A 17,519-nucleotide genomic window follows, 5' to 3' on the forward strand; every position below is an offset into this window, starting at 1 on the left:
GATAAGTAAAACCAGGGCGATCTTATATTTTTACCGTCAATTTATTTTGGGGTCTATTTTGTTGAATTTCTTTTTCTTGTTTTTAGGAAATCCTGTAGTATTTATCGTGATGTTCAAACTATTTCTTGGCATCCTGATATTCTATTTATATAAAACTTCCTATAAACACCAGCTTTACTTTTACCAAAATCTTTCGCTAAGCAGCACAAGGCTTTTTGTCTTCGCCTTCCTCCTGGATTTAATTTTCATCCTAATTTCCGGCGGAATTTATCCTATGATAGTATGATTTTCGAAATTGATAATGTTGAGCTTTATTTTGCTGAAAAGCAAATCCTAAACGGGGTTTACTTGAAAGCAGAAACAGGAAAAATAATCGGAATACTCGGAGCCAATGGTTCTGGAAAAAGTAGTTTACTCAATATTTCCTTCGGAAGTCTTCAACCCAGGCACAAATTGATTAGAATTGACAAGAAACCTTACCTGAAACCACTTTTTAAATACGGTATAGTAACATATTTACCTCAGCAAAATTTTATTCCACCAAAAATGAAGCTTGAAACCTGTTTTCAACTTTTTAAGGTAGAGCTAAGAGACTTTCTACACGACTTCCCTGAGTTTATAGCTTACAAGAGAACCAAAATGCGGGAACTTTCAGGTGGGCAAAGGCGTGTTACAGAAATTTACATTGCTTTAAATAGCAAAACCAAACTCATACTTCTAGACGAACCATTTTCTCATCTTTCGCCGCTGTATATTGAAAAAATTAAAGGTATACTTCAGAATAAAAAGAAAGAAAAAGCCATTATAATTACCGATCATATGTATCGGCATATTTTGAACTCTAGCGATGAGATTTACCTGCTAAAGAATGGGAGTACTAAGTTGATAGATAAAGTTAGCGAATTAGAAGATTACAAATATCTAAGAGCCGGCACCCTGTAAAAAAGCTTAGTATTCAAACTCCCCAAATTCACTTTTTATAGTAAGTTTCTTTTCTTCTGAAGCTTCTACCCTACCAACTATCTGTGCATCAACATTAAAAGATTTTGAAATAGCGATAATCTCTTCGGCAATTTGAGGATTTACATAAAGTTCCATACGGTGGCCCATATTAAAAACCTGGTACATTTCTTTCCAGTCGGTTTTACTTTCTTGCTGAATAAGTTTGAAAAGGGGCGGCACTTCAAACATATTATCTTTTACAATATGCAAATTATCTATAAAGTGAAGAATTTTGGTTTGGGCACCTCCACTGCAATGCACCATCCCATTAATTTCCTTATTGCTGAATTTAGAAAGTATCTTCTTAATAATAGGGGCGTAAGTTCGGGTTGGAGAAAGTACTAATTTCCCGGCATCTATAGGTGAATTTTCAACCTTATCGGTTAAAGATTTAGTTCCGGAATAGATCAAGTCTTCAGGAATATCATTATCAAAGCTTTCGGGATATTTTTCGGCTAAGATCTTAGAAAAAACATCGTGTCGCGCAGAGGTAAGTCCGTTACTTCCCATTCCGCCATTATATTCATTTTCGTAGGATGCCTGCCCCGAAGAAGATAAACCAACAATCACATTTCCCGGTTTAATATTAGCATTATCAATCACTTCAGACTTCTTCATCCTGGCGGTTACGGTAGAATCTACAATAATAGTTCTCACCAAATCACCAACATCGGCAGTTTCGCCACCGGTTGAATGAATTTCTACGCCAAAGTCTTTTAATTCAGCAATCAACTCTTCAGTTCCATTGATTATTGCTGAAATCACCTCACCAGGAATTTTATTTTTATTCCTGCCAATCGTAGAAGAAAGCATAATATTATCTATAGCGCCTACGCAAAGCAAATCGTCTATATTCATTATAAGTGCATCTTGCGCAATACCTTTCCAAACCGAAATATCTCCGGTTTCTTTCCAATACATATAGGCCAGGGAAGATTTTGTTCCTGCACCATCGGCGTGCATAATTAAGCAATAATCTGCATCTCCGGTAAGATAATCAGGCACAATTTTGCAAAATGCTTTTGGGAATAATCCTTTATCTACATTTTTAATGGCATTGTGCACATCTTCTTTTCCTGCTGAAACTCCGCGCTGGGCATATCTCTTACTTACTTCCTGACTCATAATTATTGGATTGAAATCCCAAAGATAAACAGATTAGATTAGTCACTGAAGTATTATAAAGTAAAAAAAGCGATAGCAAATAATCACCATCGCTTTTCAGCTTAAATTATAATAACAAATCTTTACTCAATAATCGAGATTAAATACTCCCATATTTGTCTCAAAATAAATTTATCTTTTCCAATAATAATCTTTCGAGAGCTTGCTCCGAAGTTGTTTACTCCCAATCTGGCATAAATGCATTTTCGTATAATAAGGTTCTATTTTCATCGGCACTTCCAGGGTTTATTTCTACGGTAAATATATTATTCTGAGAAATACCGTCGTTAGAAGTATTTACAAAAATAACTTCAGCTTCGTTTGGAGAAAACCTGGGGTCAAGATCGTTTGTTCCATCAGGTTTGTTATCACTAATACTTAAAGCTTCCTGAGTATTTATATTGTAGACGAACAATTGCGAATTAAGCTGGCGATAATCTTCGCTTTCAAACCCAGAAACATCTCTAGTATACAAAACCATATTATTATTAACAGAGAGGTTTAAGCCGCCAAGCGCACCCTCTATATTTGAAACAATCGTAGTTGTTTTCTGCCCTTCATTGTTTATTAAATAAATGGAAGCATTGTATCCATTAGCATCGTTTACCAATAGGGCCATCCTGGAATTATCATTACTCACATCTACTTCTGTAATAAACCTGCCATTAGGTTCACTATAAATTTGCGTTGTACCATCACCCGTTGCATTTACTCTGTAAAGCTTACTAAAATTCGGGTAAATAAGACTAGCACCATCATTGGCCCAGGAAAAATCAATTTTATCTAAATTGAAACCGTTCACAGGTATATTACTTGTAATTTGTTTTTGGCCCGAGCCATCTAAATTCATCGTAAAAAGATGAGTTTGACTTCCAATAGTTCTTAAAAATGCAATTTTATCGGTACGATGGTTTTTCCTTGGTCTAAAGCTGTTTTGACTAGCCGAAGTTAATTGGTATTCATTTTCATTAAGATCTCTAGAAAAAATTACATTATTTCCATTTACTTTTCTCACGTAAGCAATTCTACTTTTAGGAAATTCCAGGGTATTAAAGGTGCCAACCTCACTTAAAACATCTTCATTAACACTATCGCTAACCCTTACCTGCCAAAAGTATTTATAGCCATAATTTAAATCTTCTACCGTAAAAGTTGTATCAGTTATGTTAGCGTAAGTTTGTACGTTGCTATTACGATCGTTTCTTATTTCCAATTGATAAGTCAATTCATCGTCATCCACATTTTCGGATGCCCAGGCAAAAGTTACTGTCCGTGGCAGTCCTTCAGCATTATTTTCAGGAGAAACTAACTGTGGAGCTTTAGGAGCGAGGTTGTTAGCGGTCTCGGGTTTCATTTCAAAAACAATATTTACCTCACCATCAGGAATTACCTCTACACCTTGAAATTGAGTTAATAAACTATCTTTTCGAGCCTGCACAGAGTACTCCTGAACCGGTATGTTTCTTAAAGTAAATTCCCCGTTTTCATCAGTAAAAACTGTTGAACTGGCAGGATTTGTTGAAATTCTAACATTCTCTATAGGTTCAAAATTTCCTTCTGTAACAACTGTTCCGGTTATGGTACCTATTTGCACATTATCTATAGTTTCTTCACTACAACCAGAAATAAGTATCGCAAAAAAAAGAGGGAATATAAATTTTATACTTTTCATAATTTTAATTGTTGTTATTTGAGTTTCCTAAATAGAAATTTACACCTATCCCGAAATTAAAATAATGGTCATCCCGGGTGCCATTAATGGTGTAATCCAACTCGTCGCTAAGTGTTATATTGTGCGTTGCGAAAGCTTTTATACCCAGATTGTCTTTTATTAGATATTCCATACCCAATCCATAATGTAGTTTGAAAAAATTATTTTTTGATTCCTGGATATCACTTTCAGATAATCTTGTAAGAAAACCGGCTCCAGCCTGTGCAAAAGGCGTTAATTTATCACTTGGCAATAATGTATAATTAAGTCCGGCATCCAGGCCAGCAAATGTTTCTGTAAAAGCCACTCCACTATTTAATTCAAAAATACTACCACTTAATTGCAATGCAAGGGAACGATAAATATCTCTTTTATAATCTAAGGTTAATTGTGGTGCTAAATTATTATTTGAATAATCGGCGCTTAAAAGTGAACCACCCAAACTTACTCCTATCGCACTATTGTACTTCCTTTCAATATACTTTCTATTATATAATCCTGAGAGTTCTTCTTCATCTTTATCTTCTCTATAATCTGAAATTAAACTATCAGAGAGGACTTCCCCCTCTTTGGGTAGCCAAATCTTATCTTCTATTCCTTCTATCACCAGCCCTTCTACGGCTTTTTCAATAGCTTCTTTTACCGCGATTTGTACCGGTTCATTCCTGGTAAATCCTGTTTCAGCTTCCAATAGTCTTTGGAAACTTACATATTTAAACAAACTAGCGTCCAGTGCTTGAGATAGAATTGTTTTGGATATATATATATTTTTTAGGATTTTACCACTGGAAGTAGAAATTGCCCTTAAATAGATAGTCACCCTATCTTGTCTATATTGCGTTGAAGCTCCAACTCCAAGGTACCGCGCGCCTAAACCACCGGTCATTATATTGGTATCGTAAGAAACAATTCCTCCCTCCAATAGAATTCCAGCATACAATAACGGTGGGAGCTGTGGTTCGTTACTATTTCCTCCCTGGTATTCCTGACGGGTAGATCTAATAATATTCCTCTCGTTTAATAGGTTACCTATATTTTCCCGCTCAATAGCGGTAAACCATCCAGAATCTTCCAGCGCCTTTATTAGAATTGAGGTCGCTCCCTGGGTAACTGCTGTACTAAAAGTACTTCCCACATCAGAGGGTTTATATTGCCCTGTAAGATCCCTGAAGTTATAAACTCCTACGACAACCTTTTCTTCAGGCGTAGGTAATTTTCTTAGACGTTTGGTTGTTTCAGATATTTCTCCGCTTTTTGGTGCTTCAAAATCTACAGGTTGACTTAAATATGATCCGCAAGAACTTAGTATTGATATTAAACCAATAAGGAATGAGCTTTTATAAAAATTCATAGTGTATTAATTGGGAATTATTACCTGGGTTTGTTCTCCGGTCTCAGTGTCTAAGATATTAATCACCAAACCTTCATTTGATGGATAAATATCTACCGCCAAACTTCCAAAAGAATACGTTCCTTCTTCAAGTGCTCCCTGGCCAAATTGATCGGTAAACAGTCTCCTGGTAACCTGTCCTAATAATTGTGAATTTAAACTGGAAGTGAATCTCTCCAATTCCGATTGTTGTTGTCTTCCTGAAGTCGCATTAGGATCTTTAAAACTATTCTGAGCCTCGGCAGAACTTAATAGCCATTGGTAATTATAAGGATTTCCTCCAAATGCTGGATTAGTAGGCCTATACACCAAATCCTGTGCGCTAGAGGTATAAAAGCATCCTAAAATAAAGAATAATGTAAAAGTTAGTTTCATTTATAAATTTGGTTAATATTGGGTAATTTGCTGTTTTTGCTTTCTTAATTCTTGAAAATATCTATTTACTCGCTGAAGAGCAATTCCAGCCATTTCTTCTAAGTAATCCAGTTTTGGGCGGGAGAAAAATTGAAAAATAATTTGATTTTCAATCTTTACCATAATCCGTGTAGTTCTTCCAAAACTTATCATTTCATCAATTTCAATAATTTTATTTTCAGGATTCTGACTTAGTTGATATTTTTGATAAAAGAAGTCATAAAAATCTTTTCCAGGTTTTGTTTTTGTACTTTCTGTTACTAAACCATAAAGTTGAATACCTTCATTCTCTTTCTTATAAGATAAGTTTTCCTTCTGGGTTGATTGAATTTGTGAAGAGGCTTTATATACCTTCCTCGCCGTACCAAGCAACTTATCGTCTTCATTATAGATAAGCAGTAAAATTATAGTTTGCATACGTGGATCTACCGAGACCGAAATAGAAGATAACTTATTAGTCTGGTAAGGATCTAGAGTGAAAAATCCCGATTGGGAATTTTTGGAAGAGTTATTGGTAAGTTGAGGATTAGAAGTTATTACAGATAATTCATAACGCAATCCATAACTAACATTGGTTTTATTTTGTGCAATACCTGTAACCTCAAGAATATCGTTTTTATTATCGTTAGTGTTTATAATTGCTTCTACCTCTGAATTGAAATTCTGGCTATAAAAAACAGCAGGCATATACAAGCATATTATGCAAACAAAAACTTTCATAAAAACGAAGCTTAATTAAAATTTCTTACAATAATACTTCGAGAGTCCCCAGTCATGTTAAACTGAAGGTTATCGCCTATACTATTGGATCCAAATCTTTCAAAATGCAGGTTGTCCCCGGTTTGGTTCAGTTCCATTGAAGCACCGGTATTGGAATTGTACATTTGATCAAAAAAGTTATTATTATTACCGTTTTGGTTTATAGTGCTCTGATAATCGGCTACAAAAACATCCACACCTATATGATTAAAATTACCTTCCTGAGTATAGGAAACATTACTATTTTCAGATCTAATGTTAGCGGTAACATTGTTCCCCTCACCAACTTGTTGAATAAAAACTTTGTTTTCATTTAGTGAAGCAGCCCTACTATTACTTTCACGCTTCATATTTTCTGAAAACATTTCCATCTCCCACAAAGAAGAAGTAGGGATATTTTCAATTTGCGAAAAAGCACAGATTGAAAAAAATAAAAATAAAATATTTAATATAATTGTTTTCATTTTCTTTATAAAAATATTAAAAAAAAGCGGCATGTGTTCACATACCGCCTTTTTTATTTAAAAATTTAATTTGCAATCATTCCACTACCATTTGTCTGAAATACTGTAGAAGTATTTTGACCTCCGGTTTGGAATACATCGCTATCGTGGCTGTTCCCAATTTGAGTAACCACTGAATCATGACCCCAACCGTTTTGCTCTACCATACTTAAATGATCCATACCTGATTGCATAACTAAGGAATTTTGACCTGCTCCTTTCTGAAGATCGTGAGCTTCGTTTCCAATTCCATATTGCATCTGCACAGAAATATGATTGTTACCTTGTTGTTCTATTTTAGCATAGTTATCTTCACCCATTTGTACCTGTGCAGCTGTAGAGTTATTGGTGCCATTTCCAAACTGAGAAGCCTGATAAATAAAAGCTCCGTTATTATCTCCAACCTGAACCTGGTAACCTTCATTAGAACCTCCGGCTCCAAAATGGTTTTGGTTTAATTGCCCAAAGTTACCAGAACCTGACTGAATTTGTACTGCAAGGTTATCTCCCTGGTTTTGTACTATAACTCCCTGGTTACCATCTCCCATTTGCATTTGGGATGATGTATTTTCCCAACCTCTCTGGAAAGTATTGGCACGGTTATTATCCCCGGTTTGTTCCTGGTAAGCATCATGATCTTCACCAGCCTGGTCGATACGCGCATCATTCATTGCTCCATCTTGAGTTGCAATAGCAGCATTTGATGTTCCAGCCTGAAGGATCACCGCTATATTAGCATCACCTTCCTGATCTATATCTGATGAATTACTTGTACCATCTTGATCTATAGTAGCATCGTTATTCATTCCTACCTGGTTAACAACAGCGGAGTTTAAATCTCCATTCTGATCAACGTCACTTTCATTTGATTGAGCGAACATCGCTGCACTAAAGGTTAGTGCACCTAAACATAATATTACTTTCTTCATAATTTTTATTTAAATTTTATAGTTAATTGCTTTAATTATTATAGTCCTCCTGGAACATCTACAGCTCCGGCATTGCTTTGAAGAACAGATGCACTATTATTGCTACCTAACTGATTTACATTACTATTGTGCATTTCTCCAACCTGAGTGGTACTTGCACTATTAGCGAAACCATTTTGTCTGTGCATTGCCCAGTTATTATCACCAAATTGAGTTAGGATAGAAAAATTAGATCCGGCTCCAGGTCCAGTTTGAACGGTATTAGCATAGTTGTCGTCTCCAACTTGTTCCTGAAAAGAAGTATTACCGCTAAAATATTGCTGGGTATTGGCATCGTTACCATTACCTTCCTGGTATTGTCTGGAAAAGTTGTTATCATTACCCTGGTAAGCAGTCACTTCGTTGTCGTCTCCAAGCTGCGCCTGAATAGCTGTTTGAGTATTTCCTCTTTGAGTAATTTCAGCATAGTTAGACTCCCCATACTGCTCTTGTTGAGCAAAACTATTTTGTGCACTTTGCCACCCAGTTAATGCTTCTCCCTGTCTAATGATAGCAGTATTATCCGTGCCTAAAGCTAAAGATGGGTTTCCCTGAAATTGAAAAGAAGAATTACCATCACCCCACTGGCGAATATCTCCTGAATTTCCAGATCCTATTTGTTGAACTTGAGCTCCATTTGAATTGCCTTCCTGAAGTACCACGGAAGAATTTAACTCCCCATCCTGAAATACACTAGCACTGTTAAGAATTCCAATTTGATCTATATCCACAACATTATTTGGTTCAGTTGAACCCGCATCTCCCAATTGAGTAACAAGTGCTGTATTGAGGATACCATCCTGATCTACATTAGCAAGATGAGAAGAACCTTCCTGGTACACGTCAGAACCATTCAGATCACCGGCTTGATTTATATATGCAATGTTGTCATCATCAATCTGAACAAGCAAAGACTCATTCCCCGTCCCGGACTGGTTTACCGTAGCTTCGTGATTAGCATTTTCATCACTGTCACCACCTTCCTGGGTGATCTCTGAAAGGTTTGCTGCTCCAACTTGAGTAACAGCGGCCGAGTTGGCATTTCCGTTTTGATTTACATCGCTATCATTGTTTTGAGCGAATGTAACGGCGCCACATAAGATAGCTGCCGTTCCTAAAATTACTTTTTTCATGTTGTAAAAGATATTAATTGATTAATTAAACGTTTTAACACATTTGTTGAAATGTGCTTGGTAATCCTTGTAAGTAATTGTTGGGGCAGCGCTTGGGAAGAAGTAGGGTTTTCCCTTAACGCGTAGCTAAGCTAGATAATTTTAAAAGAGCTTTAGAAAGTTTTCGACGGAACGCCTGAAAAATCGTTATTATGGTATTTTTAACAGAATATAACCACACTAATTAAAATTTAAGAATGAAAGAAGCTAATAATTGTAGGAAAAAACTTATAACCCAATCCAATTTAAATTTAAAAATTCCCATCCATAAGGATCACTAATTAGCAAATAAGCATATCCTGAGGATATTTTATAAGAATTTCGCTTCCCTTGTTAGTTATTTTCGCGAGTATTTAAATCTTACACTAAAAAAAGCAGGCACCGATGTGATCAATGCCTGCTTTTTCTAAAATAAAACCGCTCTAAACTAATTACAGGCCGGAACCAGATTGGGTTACAGTTGCTGTATTATAAGCTCCAGTTTGATTTATGGCAGAAGAATGAAAAGCTCCAGATTGGGTAGTTGTAGCTTCATTTATTAATCCATTTTGCATATGGGTCACAGTATTCATGTCTCCCATTTGCAAAGTTATAGATGTATTTCTACCTCTATCTCCATTTATAGGCATCAGGGAATGTTTCTGCTCTACAGAAGCATAATTACCATTACCTTGTTGTGTTTGCCAAGAATCGTTATGCTGTTCTGTTTGAGTTACATAAGCGTTATTATCATCTCCTACTTGAGACTGCCAGGCTTCCTGATTATTCTTACTTTGATCGGATACTGCCAAATTACGATCTCCTACCTGATACTGATTTACCGCATGAAAACCTCTGCCGCTTTCCCCTGTAATACCTCCAGTTTGAGATGCGTGTGCTGTATTGCTATTACCCAATTGGTATTGAATCACTTCACTTCCTTTTGCTCTCTGCATAGATGTTGCCAGGTTTAATGTTCCATCCTGAGCTTGAGCAGCATAATTATTCACCCCAAATTGTGTGATAAAAGCGCTATTATTAGGCTCTATTTCAGCTGCATCTCCAGTTTGTAAAACTGAGGCAGTATTTCTATTTCCTTCTTGCCAAACTTCAGTAAGGTTAGAGGAGCCATACTGATAAGTATCAGATTCATTATTATTTCCAATTTGATCGATACGAGCGATTTGATCATCACCAGATTGAAGAACATAGGAGTCATTACCTATTCCATATTGATCTACATAAGCCTCGTGATTAACATTTTCGTCTGAATCACCTTGTGTTTGAATTACTAATGATAAATTCGACATCCCTTCCTGGGCTACTTCTGCTTTATTAGCATGCCCATCCTGATCTACATCACTCCCATTAGAGGTTCCTGTTTGATTAATAATTGCCCCGTGATTAGTTCCGTTTTGATTAACATCGCTGTCGTTGTTTTGAGCAAATGTCACAGCACCACATAATAAAGCTGCTGTTCCTAAGATTACTTTTTTCATTTTAAAAAATTAAAAATTAATAAATAAAGATTTTCCACAAATTGTTGAAATTTACTGGTACTAACTGTAAAAAATTTGGGGCTGTGATTGGGAAGAAGTAGGGTTTTCCCTTACACGCGGCTAAACTATATCAATTTTGAGTAGCTTTTAAAAGTTTTCGACAGAACTCATAAAAAATCGTTCTGATTATATTTTTTAGCGTAAAAACCTTATAAAACACATAATCAGGTATGGTGCCTGAACTTTTGTAGGAAAAAACTTATTATTTTTGAGTTAGAATTGAAAATTCAATGAATTACGGGTTATTACTTTATTATCATAAAAAAAAATGAAGTATGATTATTGTACTATTTCCGGGAATACATGAAATAGAAGTTTTAGATAATGTTTTGGTACCAAAACTGGGAAGTGTAAGACTACCCGATTGTTTATTTTGTGAAAAATTATTGCGTTGTCATTTCCAGTAATGACCGAAAGCTCATAATGCAATTGATATACTTGGGAAGTATTATTTATTGCCTGGCCAGATATACTTAGTAAGCTATCTTTGAGTTCTAGGTTTATTTTTGCTTTAATATCATTCTTCTTTTCATCCTAACAAAATGCAGTACTCCCACATAATAGAAATAAAAATAGGATAGGGATTCTTTCAAAATTTTTCATTGAAAATCTCTATCAATTATGGATTTAGTGTCCCCGGTTTGGATAAGTTTCAAACTATTACTAATAGAGTTTACGCAATATCTTTCAAAATGGAGATTATAACCCTGTTGTATAAATTACCAGTGAAATCATGGTTGGGGTTTACCACAAAATCAAAAGAATTATTCTTATATCCTTTCTGGATAATTGACCCTTCCAGGTTTCTGCCATCGACCCTAAATGAAAAATAGTTTTCATTACCAAATTGTAATAATTTCAGTTCACTAATTTGTTCTATAAAAATTTGATTAGCCCCCTGCCATTTTTTTTATTTTCTGGGGACTTAAAAACTGAAAATAGAGTCTGAACCTCCTTAAAATTCCCGAATTCCCTGTTTTCAATAATTTTACGTTCTTCTACCGGGCTTACCAATTTTTGAGGAAGTAAATTAAAACTAAGGTTTAAGAAAAAAATATCAATATTGCTGAAGTTTTCATTGGCCAGTTTAAGTAGTTAAAGGCATTGAAACAAACCAATGCCTTAATTTTTGATTTTTAAGGGATACCAATAACTACTGAGTTACGGTCGAAGAGTTCCCATTTCCTATTTGGCCAACCGTATTTACATTGCTATTTCCCATTTGACTAACTATACTCAGGTTGCTCATACCGTCCTGTAGCACTGTGGAAAGATTTTCGCCACCGCTTTGATAAACATCGCTATCATTCCAGGAACCAAACTGTTCTAGGCCTGAGTAGTGTCCCCATCCATTTTGGAGCGTCGCACTTAAATTATAATCTCCATCCTGCAGCACTTGAGATTCCTGGCTGGCACCTTTTTGAAAATCATCTCCCCAGTTCCCGTTACCCAATTGCTCTTGTACAACTAAATGGCCACTTCCTTCCTGTCTTACAAAAGCTTCATTATAATCCCCAATTTGCGTCTGGAAAGATTCATTATAGTAACTACCTAAACCGAGATTGCCTTGAGGATATTGTCCCGCCTGAATTGTACTGGCAGTATTGAAATCACCCCATTGGTAAATTTCAGCATGGTTTTCAGTACCTCCGGCTGGATTAATGGTGGCTTGTTGGACTGCCGATTCATTATCTACACCGCGTTGATAAACGTCTGTAAAATTTAAGGTATTATCTTGATAAACTACTGAATTGTTAGCCTTTCCACTCTGGTATACATAAGTCTCATTATTAGGTTCAATCTCCCCTGCGTCACCAGATTGATTTATTACAGACGTATGAAGGCTACCTACCTGATCTATATAGGAAAAATTGGAAGATCCTATTTGGTAAATATCACTATTACTTCTTCTCCCCCTTTGAGAGACCTCTGCAATATTATCGTCATCTAATTGCTCCACCAAGGAAACGTGATCATAACCTGTTTGTGTCACAGTTGCCCTATTATTTTCATTCTCCCCATCTCTACCGTCAAACTGCTTCACAGTAGACTCATTTCTATGACTGGATTGGGTAATTATCGCTTTGTTCGAATAGGCTTCATCCCCATCTGTACCCTGAATAACCGTTGATACATTCTGGATACCAGATTGTACAACGGAAGCATCGTTGTCATTACCAACCTGACTTACTAAACTGGTGTTTTGAGCAAATCCAATGGACCCCATTAATAATGCTCCCAAACAGAAAACTACTATTTTCATAATTGAAATATTTATTGTTAAATACAGCTATTAAATTCCCAGAAAATTGAGATAGGAGTAAGTCCTAAGGTATATTTGAGGATAGTAATCAGAGATCTTATCGTCTAATTCTTGTATGAATTTAAGCTATTAATGCGATCGAGTATATTATTTTCGACAGGAAACCGAAAAAATCGTTATGCTGATATTTTTTCTTAATACCTCTAAGAAAGTCCAGAGGGAGATCCGTAAGCGCTTTGAAGTTTAGTAGGAAAAATCTTAAAAAAATCTACTGACTAAAAAAAATCGATAGTTCATTGTTGACTTATAAGGAATGGAAAAGCAGGTATTGATTTACTAATACCTGCTTTTTTAATAAACCTTAAAGATCAACTAGTTTTGAATAACGTTTGCAGTGTTTCCGTTTCCAATTTGATTAGCTGTGCTTACATTACCATTACCAGATTGATGAACACTGTGAATGTTGTAATCACCATTTTGTAAAAGTGCTGAGGAATGCTGCCCGCCGGTTTGATAAACATCGCTTTCATTCCAGGATCCTGATTGTTCTACACTTGAATAGTGTGCCCATCCATTTTGTAGTGTTGAACTGTAGTTATAATCTCCGTATTGAACTACTTCTGATTCCTGACCTGCACCTTTTTGGAAATCATCTGCCCAGTTACCATCACCAGTTTGTGTTTGATTTACCAGGTGACCACTACCCTCCTGTCTAACAGAGGCTTCGTTATAATCCCCAGTTTGTGTCTGGAAAGATTCGTTATAATAACTACCAAGCCCAAGGCTACCTTGCGCATATTGTCCAGCTTGTATCACACTGGCCTCATTATAATCACCTACCTGATCAATTTCAGCGTGATTTTCTGTACCGCCGGCTGGATTAATATTAGCCTGTTCTACATTCGCCTGATTCATATTACCATTTTGGTGTACATCTGCAAAGTTCAAGGTATTATCCTGAATAACTATTGAATTATTCCAGTTACCTTGCTGAAGAACGTAAGCTTCATTATTGGGCTCTATTTCACCGGCGTCACCAGATTGATCTACATCCGAAGTATTATAGTTACCCTGCTGATCTACATCTGCTAAATTTGAAGAACCAATTTGGTAGACATCACTATCATTACCATCCCCACTATTTTGATCTACTGTAGCGATGTTATCATCGTCCAATTGTCTTACTAGTGAATAATGGTCATTACCGTCCTGGTTTACGGTAGCCCTATTATTTTCGTTTTCCCCATCTCTGCCATCATACTGTTCAACATCAGATGTACTAGATCCTAACTGGTTAATTATGGCTCTGTTAGAATACCCCTCATTTCCGGCTACTCCTTGAATGACTGAAGAAGTGTTAGAACCCGTTTGAGTCACCGCCGCATCATTGTCATTTCCCACCTGATCTACATCACTAGAATTTTGAGCAAATGCAACTGCCCCAAACATTAGCGCTGACGCGCAAAAAATCGCTTTTTTCATAATAATAAATAATTAAAGGTTATAAAATTGATTAAATAAAATTCTTTCTAATTCAATTTTGGGGCAGGGCTATTTGACTCTCGCAATATTTTAAAAAACGAACTAAAAGGCTTAGTATTTGTTTTCAGTGGGGTATCAAACGTTTTAAAATTAACGTCAGTTTTGAATTGTATGGGGCAGTTGGTTGACAATTCTGGTGCTAATTTATAATGATTTCCCCTTCTCTATATTTCTTTTCGATGAAATACTATATTTTTTGATAAAATGGGAATCTTCGATTTATCAAAAATTTAATAACGAACAAAAACCATTTTTTTTTAACACGTAGGTATTTTCTTAAAATCATTCAATGAAAATTTCACAGAAAGAATTTTAATTTTAACCAAAAAAAAGTACAAAACATTGATTATCAATAAAGTAAAAAACTACGTAATTTTGAATTTAAAAAAAATAAAAAATTTAGAGCTGAATAAATAAATGAGCTGTAATTATAAAAAAGTTTAAATCACCGATGAAACCCACAAAGCAAAGTTTTTATACTGAAAATATTAAAACCGTTACTTAATGACTTAATTCACTAAATATCAGCGTCATTACCAATCGATTTTAGATTTAAGAAAGAAAATCTGCTAATGTTCCCGAATTAAACTTATTGAATAACGATAGTAGGAAATCACTTATATAAAAATGAAGGTTTTGCGAGAATTTCTTCGTTTTTCAGATCATTTTTTTTGAACTTAAAATTAAAAACGAGATAAAATAGGAATTTCATAATTTTCCAATTCCTTATTAGCTTTGATTGTATTAAGTAAAGAGGCATAACAACTCTTTAAGCATAAGCTGAAATTAAACAGCTAAGTAATCTTATAGCTCTTAAAACAAAAAAACCACGTGCATTACACACGTGGTTTTGACTCTTTAAATAATTAAAAATTATCTGGTAAAAAGTAATTCTCTGTATTTAGTTAATGGCCAAAGCTCATCATCTACAAGAAGTTCCAGTTTATCACAGTGATATCTTATATCATCAAAATAAGGTTTCACATCGTCACAATAAGCGAAGGCTCGTTTTTCGGCATCTTCTATCTTATTAGCAACTTTTCTAGCTTCAATCATAGCTTTAACACCGCTATTGATTTTAGCAATATGTGCTGAAATTTCTTCAATAATCTCTAATTGCTCTGCAGAATGCTTTTTGAAGTCTTCATTATAAATATGCTTCAGACCTTCTACGTTCTCAATAAGGATGTTCTGGTAACGAACCGCGGTTGGGATTACATGATTTCTGGCAATATCTCCAAGAATTCTTCCTTCAATCTGGATACGCATCGCATAGTCTTCAAGCTCAATTTCGTGACGAGCTTCAAGTTCAACTTTATTCATCACTTTCATTTCTTCAAAAAGTGCGATTGTTTTTTCTGAAACCTGTGCTTTAAGTGCTTGCGGAGTAGTTCTATTATTACTTAACCCACGTTTTTTAGCTTCTTTTTCCCAGGCCTCACCATAACCATCACCTTCAAAACGAATGTTTTTAGATTGTTTGATGTATTCTCTAAGTACATTAAAGATAGCATCATCTTTTTTCATCTTTTTACCCTTAATCAACTCATCAACCTCAGCCTTAAAGTCATTTAATTGCTTAGCCATTATGGTATTTATAACCGTCATAGGATTAGCACAGTTCGCGGTAGAACCAACTGCTCTAAACTCAAATTTATTCCCGGTAAAAGCAAATGATGAAGTACGGTTACGGTCGGTATTATCAAGTAAAATTTCAGGAATTTTACCAACTACGTTAAGTTTTAATTCGGTTTTTTCCTGCGGAGACAGTTTCCCATCAGTTACTTTTTCAAGCTCATCCAGAACATTGGTTAGCTGAGAACCAATAAAGGCAGAAATAATAGCCGGTGGTGCTTCATTCGCTCCAAGTCTATGGTCATTACTTGCACTTGCAATAGCAGCTCTCAATAATTCTTCATTATCATGCACCGCTTTAATGATGTTGATAAAGTAGGTAAGGAACTGAAGGTTCTTCATTGGCGTAGAACCCGGTGCTAATAAGTTAGTTCCGGTATCTGTAGCCAAAGACCAGTTATTATGCTTACCACTACCGTTAATTCCGGCAAATGGTTTTTCGTGCAGAATTACTTTAAATTTATGTTTTTCAGCAATCTTGCTCATAATATCCATAATTAATGAATTATGATCTACGGCAAGATTTCCTTCTTCAAAAATGGGTGCCAACTCAAACTGATTTGGGGCAACTTCGTTATGACGCGTTTTAACCGGAATACCTAGCTTCATACACTCAATTTCCAGGTCACGCATATAGGCCAACACTCTTGATGGAATTGAACCAAAATAATGATCATCTAATTGTTGTCCTTTTGCAGGTGAATGTCCAAGCAAAGTACGTCCTGCCAGAGTAAGATCTGGACGGGTTGCTGCTAATGCAGAATCTATAAGAAAATATTCCTGCTCCCAACCTAATGTAGCAGTTACTTTTGTAACATTTTTATCAAAATATTTTGCTACTGAGGTCGCAGCCTGGTCCACAGCCTGAAGCGCTCTTAATAGAGGAGTTTTATAATCTAAAGCTTCACCGGTATAAGAAACAAATATCGTAGGAATACAAAGGGTTGTTCCCCAAAGGAAAGCAGGAGAGGTTGGATCCCAGGCCGTATAACCACGAGCTTCAAATGTATTTCTAATTCCTCCACTAGGAAAACTTGAAGCATCCGGCTCTTGTTGTACCAAAGCACCACCACCAAATTTTTCTATTGCAGTACCATCTGCCTGAGTTTCAAAAAACGCATCGTGCTTTTCAGCAGTCGCGCCGGTTAATGGTTGAAACCAGTGTGTGTAATGGGTTGCACCTTTTGCAATGGCCCATTCTTTCATTCCGGTAGAAATATGATCTGACACTCTACGGTCAATTTTCTTACCAGTTTTAATAGCTTCCATCACATTTTCGTAGGCTTCCTTAGTAAGGTATTGTTTCATGGAGGCTTCGTTGAACACATTGGTTCCAAAAAGCTCTGACCTTCTGGCCGGCTCTTTAATCTTAACCGGCTTGCGGTTAAAGGTTTCTTTTAAAGCTTCAAATCGTAAAGTTGACATATTGGTGTTGTTTGATAATTTTAAATTTCAGCT

14 protein-coding genes are annotated in these 17,519 nt (G+C 35.8%); 2 read left to right on the forward strand and 12 right to left on the reverse strand.

Annotated features, from left to right (window positions below; genetic code table 11):
• Window positions 1-282 precede the first annotated feature (282 nt).
• Window positions 283-942: an ATP-binding cassette domain-containing protein gene (locus FG27_RS03265; RefSeq protein ID WP_037315467.1), complete on the forward strand. Its 660-nt coding sequence runs from the start codon at window positions 283-285 to the stop codon at window positions 940-942.
• Between the two features lie 6 nt (window positions 943-948).
• On the opposite strand, the gene FG27_RS03270 is transcribed toward FG27_RS03265, so the two are convergent.
• The 9 genes from FG27_RS03270 to FG27_RS03310 form a co-directional block, all read right to left on the reverse strand.
• Window positions 949-2,127 carry an AIR synthase related protein gene (locus FG27_RS03270; RefSeq protein ID WP_037315470.1) on the reverse strand — a complete coding sequence of 393 codons (1,179 nt, stop codon included), beginning with the start codon at window positions 2,125-2,127 and terminating at the stop codon, window positions 949-951.
• A 217-nt stretch (window positions 2,128-2,344) separates the two neighbouring features.
• Window positions 2,345-3,838, reverse strand: a complete 1,494-nt coding sequence (locus tag FG27_RS03275) for a carboxypeptidase regulatory-like domain-containing protein (protein WP_051935736.1) — start codon at window positions 3,836-3,838, stop codon at window positions 2,345-2,347.
• A 4-nt stretch (window positions 3,839-3,842) separates the two neighbouring features.
• Window positions 3,843-5,228: a CsgG/HfaB family protein gene (locus tag FG27_RS03280; protein ID WP_037315472.1), complete on the reverse strand. Its 1,386-nt coding sequence runs from the start codon at window positions 5,226-5,228 to the stop codon at window positions 3,843-3,845.
• A gap of 6 nt (window positions 5,229-5,234) precedes the next feature.
• A complete protein-coding gene (locus tag FG27_RS03285; protein ID WP_037315475.1) occupies window positions 5,235-5,642 on the reverse strand; it encodes a curli production assembly/transport component CsgF in 408 nt (135 codons plus the stop codon).
• Window positions 5,643-5,654: 12 nt separating this feature from the next.
• Window positions 5,655-6,368, reverse strand: coding sequence for a CsgE family curli-type amyloid fiber assembly protein (locus FG27_RS03290; protein ID WP_037315478.1), 714 nt, complete (start codon window positions 6,366-6,368; stop codon window positions 5,655-5,657).
• 44 nt (window positions 6,369-6,412) lie between these two features.
• Window positions 6,413-6,904, reverse strand: a complete 492-nt coding sequence (locus FG27_RS03295) for a hypothetical protein (RefSeq protein WP_156101184.1) — start codon at window positions 6,902-6,904, stop codon at window positions 6,413-6,415.
• A 65-nt stretch (window positions 6,905-6,969) separates the two neighbouring features.
• Window positions 6,970-7,872, reverse strand: coding sequence for a hypothetical protein (locus tag FG27_RS03300; protein WP_081912581.1), 903 nt, complete (start codon window positions 7,870-7,872; stop codon window positions 6,970-6,972).
• Between the two features lie 38 nt (window positions 7,873-7,910).
• Window positions 7,911-9,044, reverse strand: a complete 1,134-nt coding sequence (locus FG27_RS03305; RefSeq protein ID WP_037315487.1) for a hypothetical protein — start codon at window positions 9,042-9,044, stop codon at window positions 7,911-7,913.
• Window positions 9,045-9,514: 470 nt separating this feature from the next.
• The gene (locus FG27_RS03310) at window positions 9,515-10,561 is read right to left on the reverse strand and encodes a hypothetical protein (RefSeq protein WP_037315490.1); all 1,047 of its coding nucleotides are present in this window, start codon (window positions 10,559-10,561) and stop codon (window positions 9,515-9,517) included.
• 335 nt (window positions 10,562-10,896) lie between these two features.
• Here FG27_RS03310 and FG27_RS19505 point away from each other — a divergent pair, with 335 nt between their 5' ends.
• Window positions 10,897-11,028: a hypothetical protein gene (locus FG27_RS19505; RefSeq protein WP_255351509.1), complete on the forward strand. Its 132-nt coding sequence runs from the start codon at window positions 10,897-10,899 to the stop codon at window positions 11,026-11,028.
• A gap of 746 nt (window positions 11,029-11,774) precedes the next feature.
• Here FG27_RS19505 and FG27_RS03315 read toward each other — a convergent pair.
• From FG27_RS03315 to FG27_RS03325, 3 genes are all read right to left on the reverse strand, one after another.
• Window positions 11,775-12,884, reverse strand: a complete 1,110-nt coding sequence (locus FG27_RS03315; RefSeq protein ID WP_037315493.1) for a hypothetical protein — start codon at window positions 12,882-12,884, stop codon at window positions 11,775-11,777.
• A gap of 372 nt (window positions 12,885-13,256) precedes the next feature.
• On the reverse strand, window positions 13,257-14,366 hold the full coding sequence (locus FG27_RS03320; protein ID WP_081912582.1) for a hypothetical protein: 1,110 nt from the start codon (window positions 14,364-14,366) through the stop codon (window positions 13,257-13,259).
• 933 nt (window positions 14,367-15,299) lie between these two features.
• Complete coding sequence (locus FG27_RS03325) at window positions 15,300-17,486, reverse strand: glutamine synthetase III (RefSeq protein ID WP_037315498.1); 2,187 nt, start codon at window positions 17,484-17,486, stop codon at window positions 15,300-15,302.
• Between the last annotated feature and the right edge of the window lie 33 nt (window positions 17,487-17,519).

This window comes from Salegentibacter sp. Hel_I_6 (genome assembly GCF_000745315.1).
Taxonomy (GTDB): domain Bacteria; phylum Bacteroidota; class Bacteroidia; order Flavobacteriales; family Flavobacteriaceae; genus Salegentibacter.

Coding starts and splice junctions, on each gene's coding strand:
- FG27_RS03265 (WP_037315467.1), top strand. CDS start 283: ATGATTTTCGAAATTGATAATGTTGAGCTTTATTTTGCTGAAAAGCAA.
- FG27_RS03270 (WP_037315470.1), bottom strand. CDS start 2,127: ATGAGTCAGGAAGTAAGTAAGAGATATGCCCAGCGCGGAGTTTCAGCA.
- FG27_RS03275 (WP_051935736.1), bottom strand. CDS start 3,838: ATGAAAAGTATAAAATTTATATTCCCTCTTTTTTTTGCGATACTTATT.
- FG27_RS03280 (WP_037315472.1), bottom strand. CDS start 5,228: ATGAATTTTTATAAAAGCTCATTCCTTATTGGTTTAATATCAATACTA.
- FG27_RS03285 (WP_037315475.1), bottom strand. CDS start 5,642: ATGAAACTAACTTTTACATTATTCTTTATTTTAGGATGCTTTTATACC.
- FG27_RS03290 (WP_037315478.1), bottom strand. CDS start 6,368: ATGCCTGCTGTTTTTTATAGCCAGAATTTCAATTCAGAGGTAGAAGCA.
- FG27_RS03295 (WP_156101184.1), bottom strand. CDS start 6,904: ATGAAAACAATTATATTAAATATTTTATTTTTATTTTTTTCAATCTGT.
- FG27_RS03300 (WP_081912581.1), bottom strand. CDS start 7,872: ATGAAGAAAGTAATATTATGTTTAGGTGCACTAACCTTTAGTGCAGCG.
- FG27_RS03305 (WP_037315487.1), bottom strand. CDS start 9,044: ATGAAAAAAGTAATTTTAGGAACGGCAGCTATCTTATGTGGCGCCGTT.
- FG27_RS03310 (WP_037315490.1), bottom strand. CDS start 10,561: ATGAAAAAAGTAATCTTAGGAACAGCAGCTTTATTATGTGGTGCTGTG.
- FG27_RS19505 (WP_255351509.1), top strand. CDS start 10,897: ATGATTATTGTACTATTTCCGGGAATACATGAAATAGAAGTTTTAGAT.
- FG27_RS03315 (WP_037315493.1), bottom strand. CDS start 12,884: ATGAAAATAGTAGTTTTCTGTTTGGGAGCATTATTAATGGGGTCCATT.
- FG27_RS03320 (WP_081912582.1), bottom strand. CDS start 14,366: ATGAAAAAAGCGATTTTTTGCGCGTCAGCGCTAATGTTTGGGGCAGTT.
- FG27_RS03325 (WP_037315498.1), bottom strand. CDS start 17,486: ATGTCAACTTTACGATTTGAAGCTTTAAAAGAAACCTTTAACCGCAAG.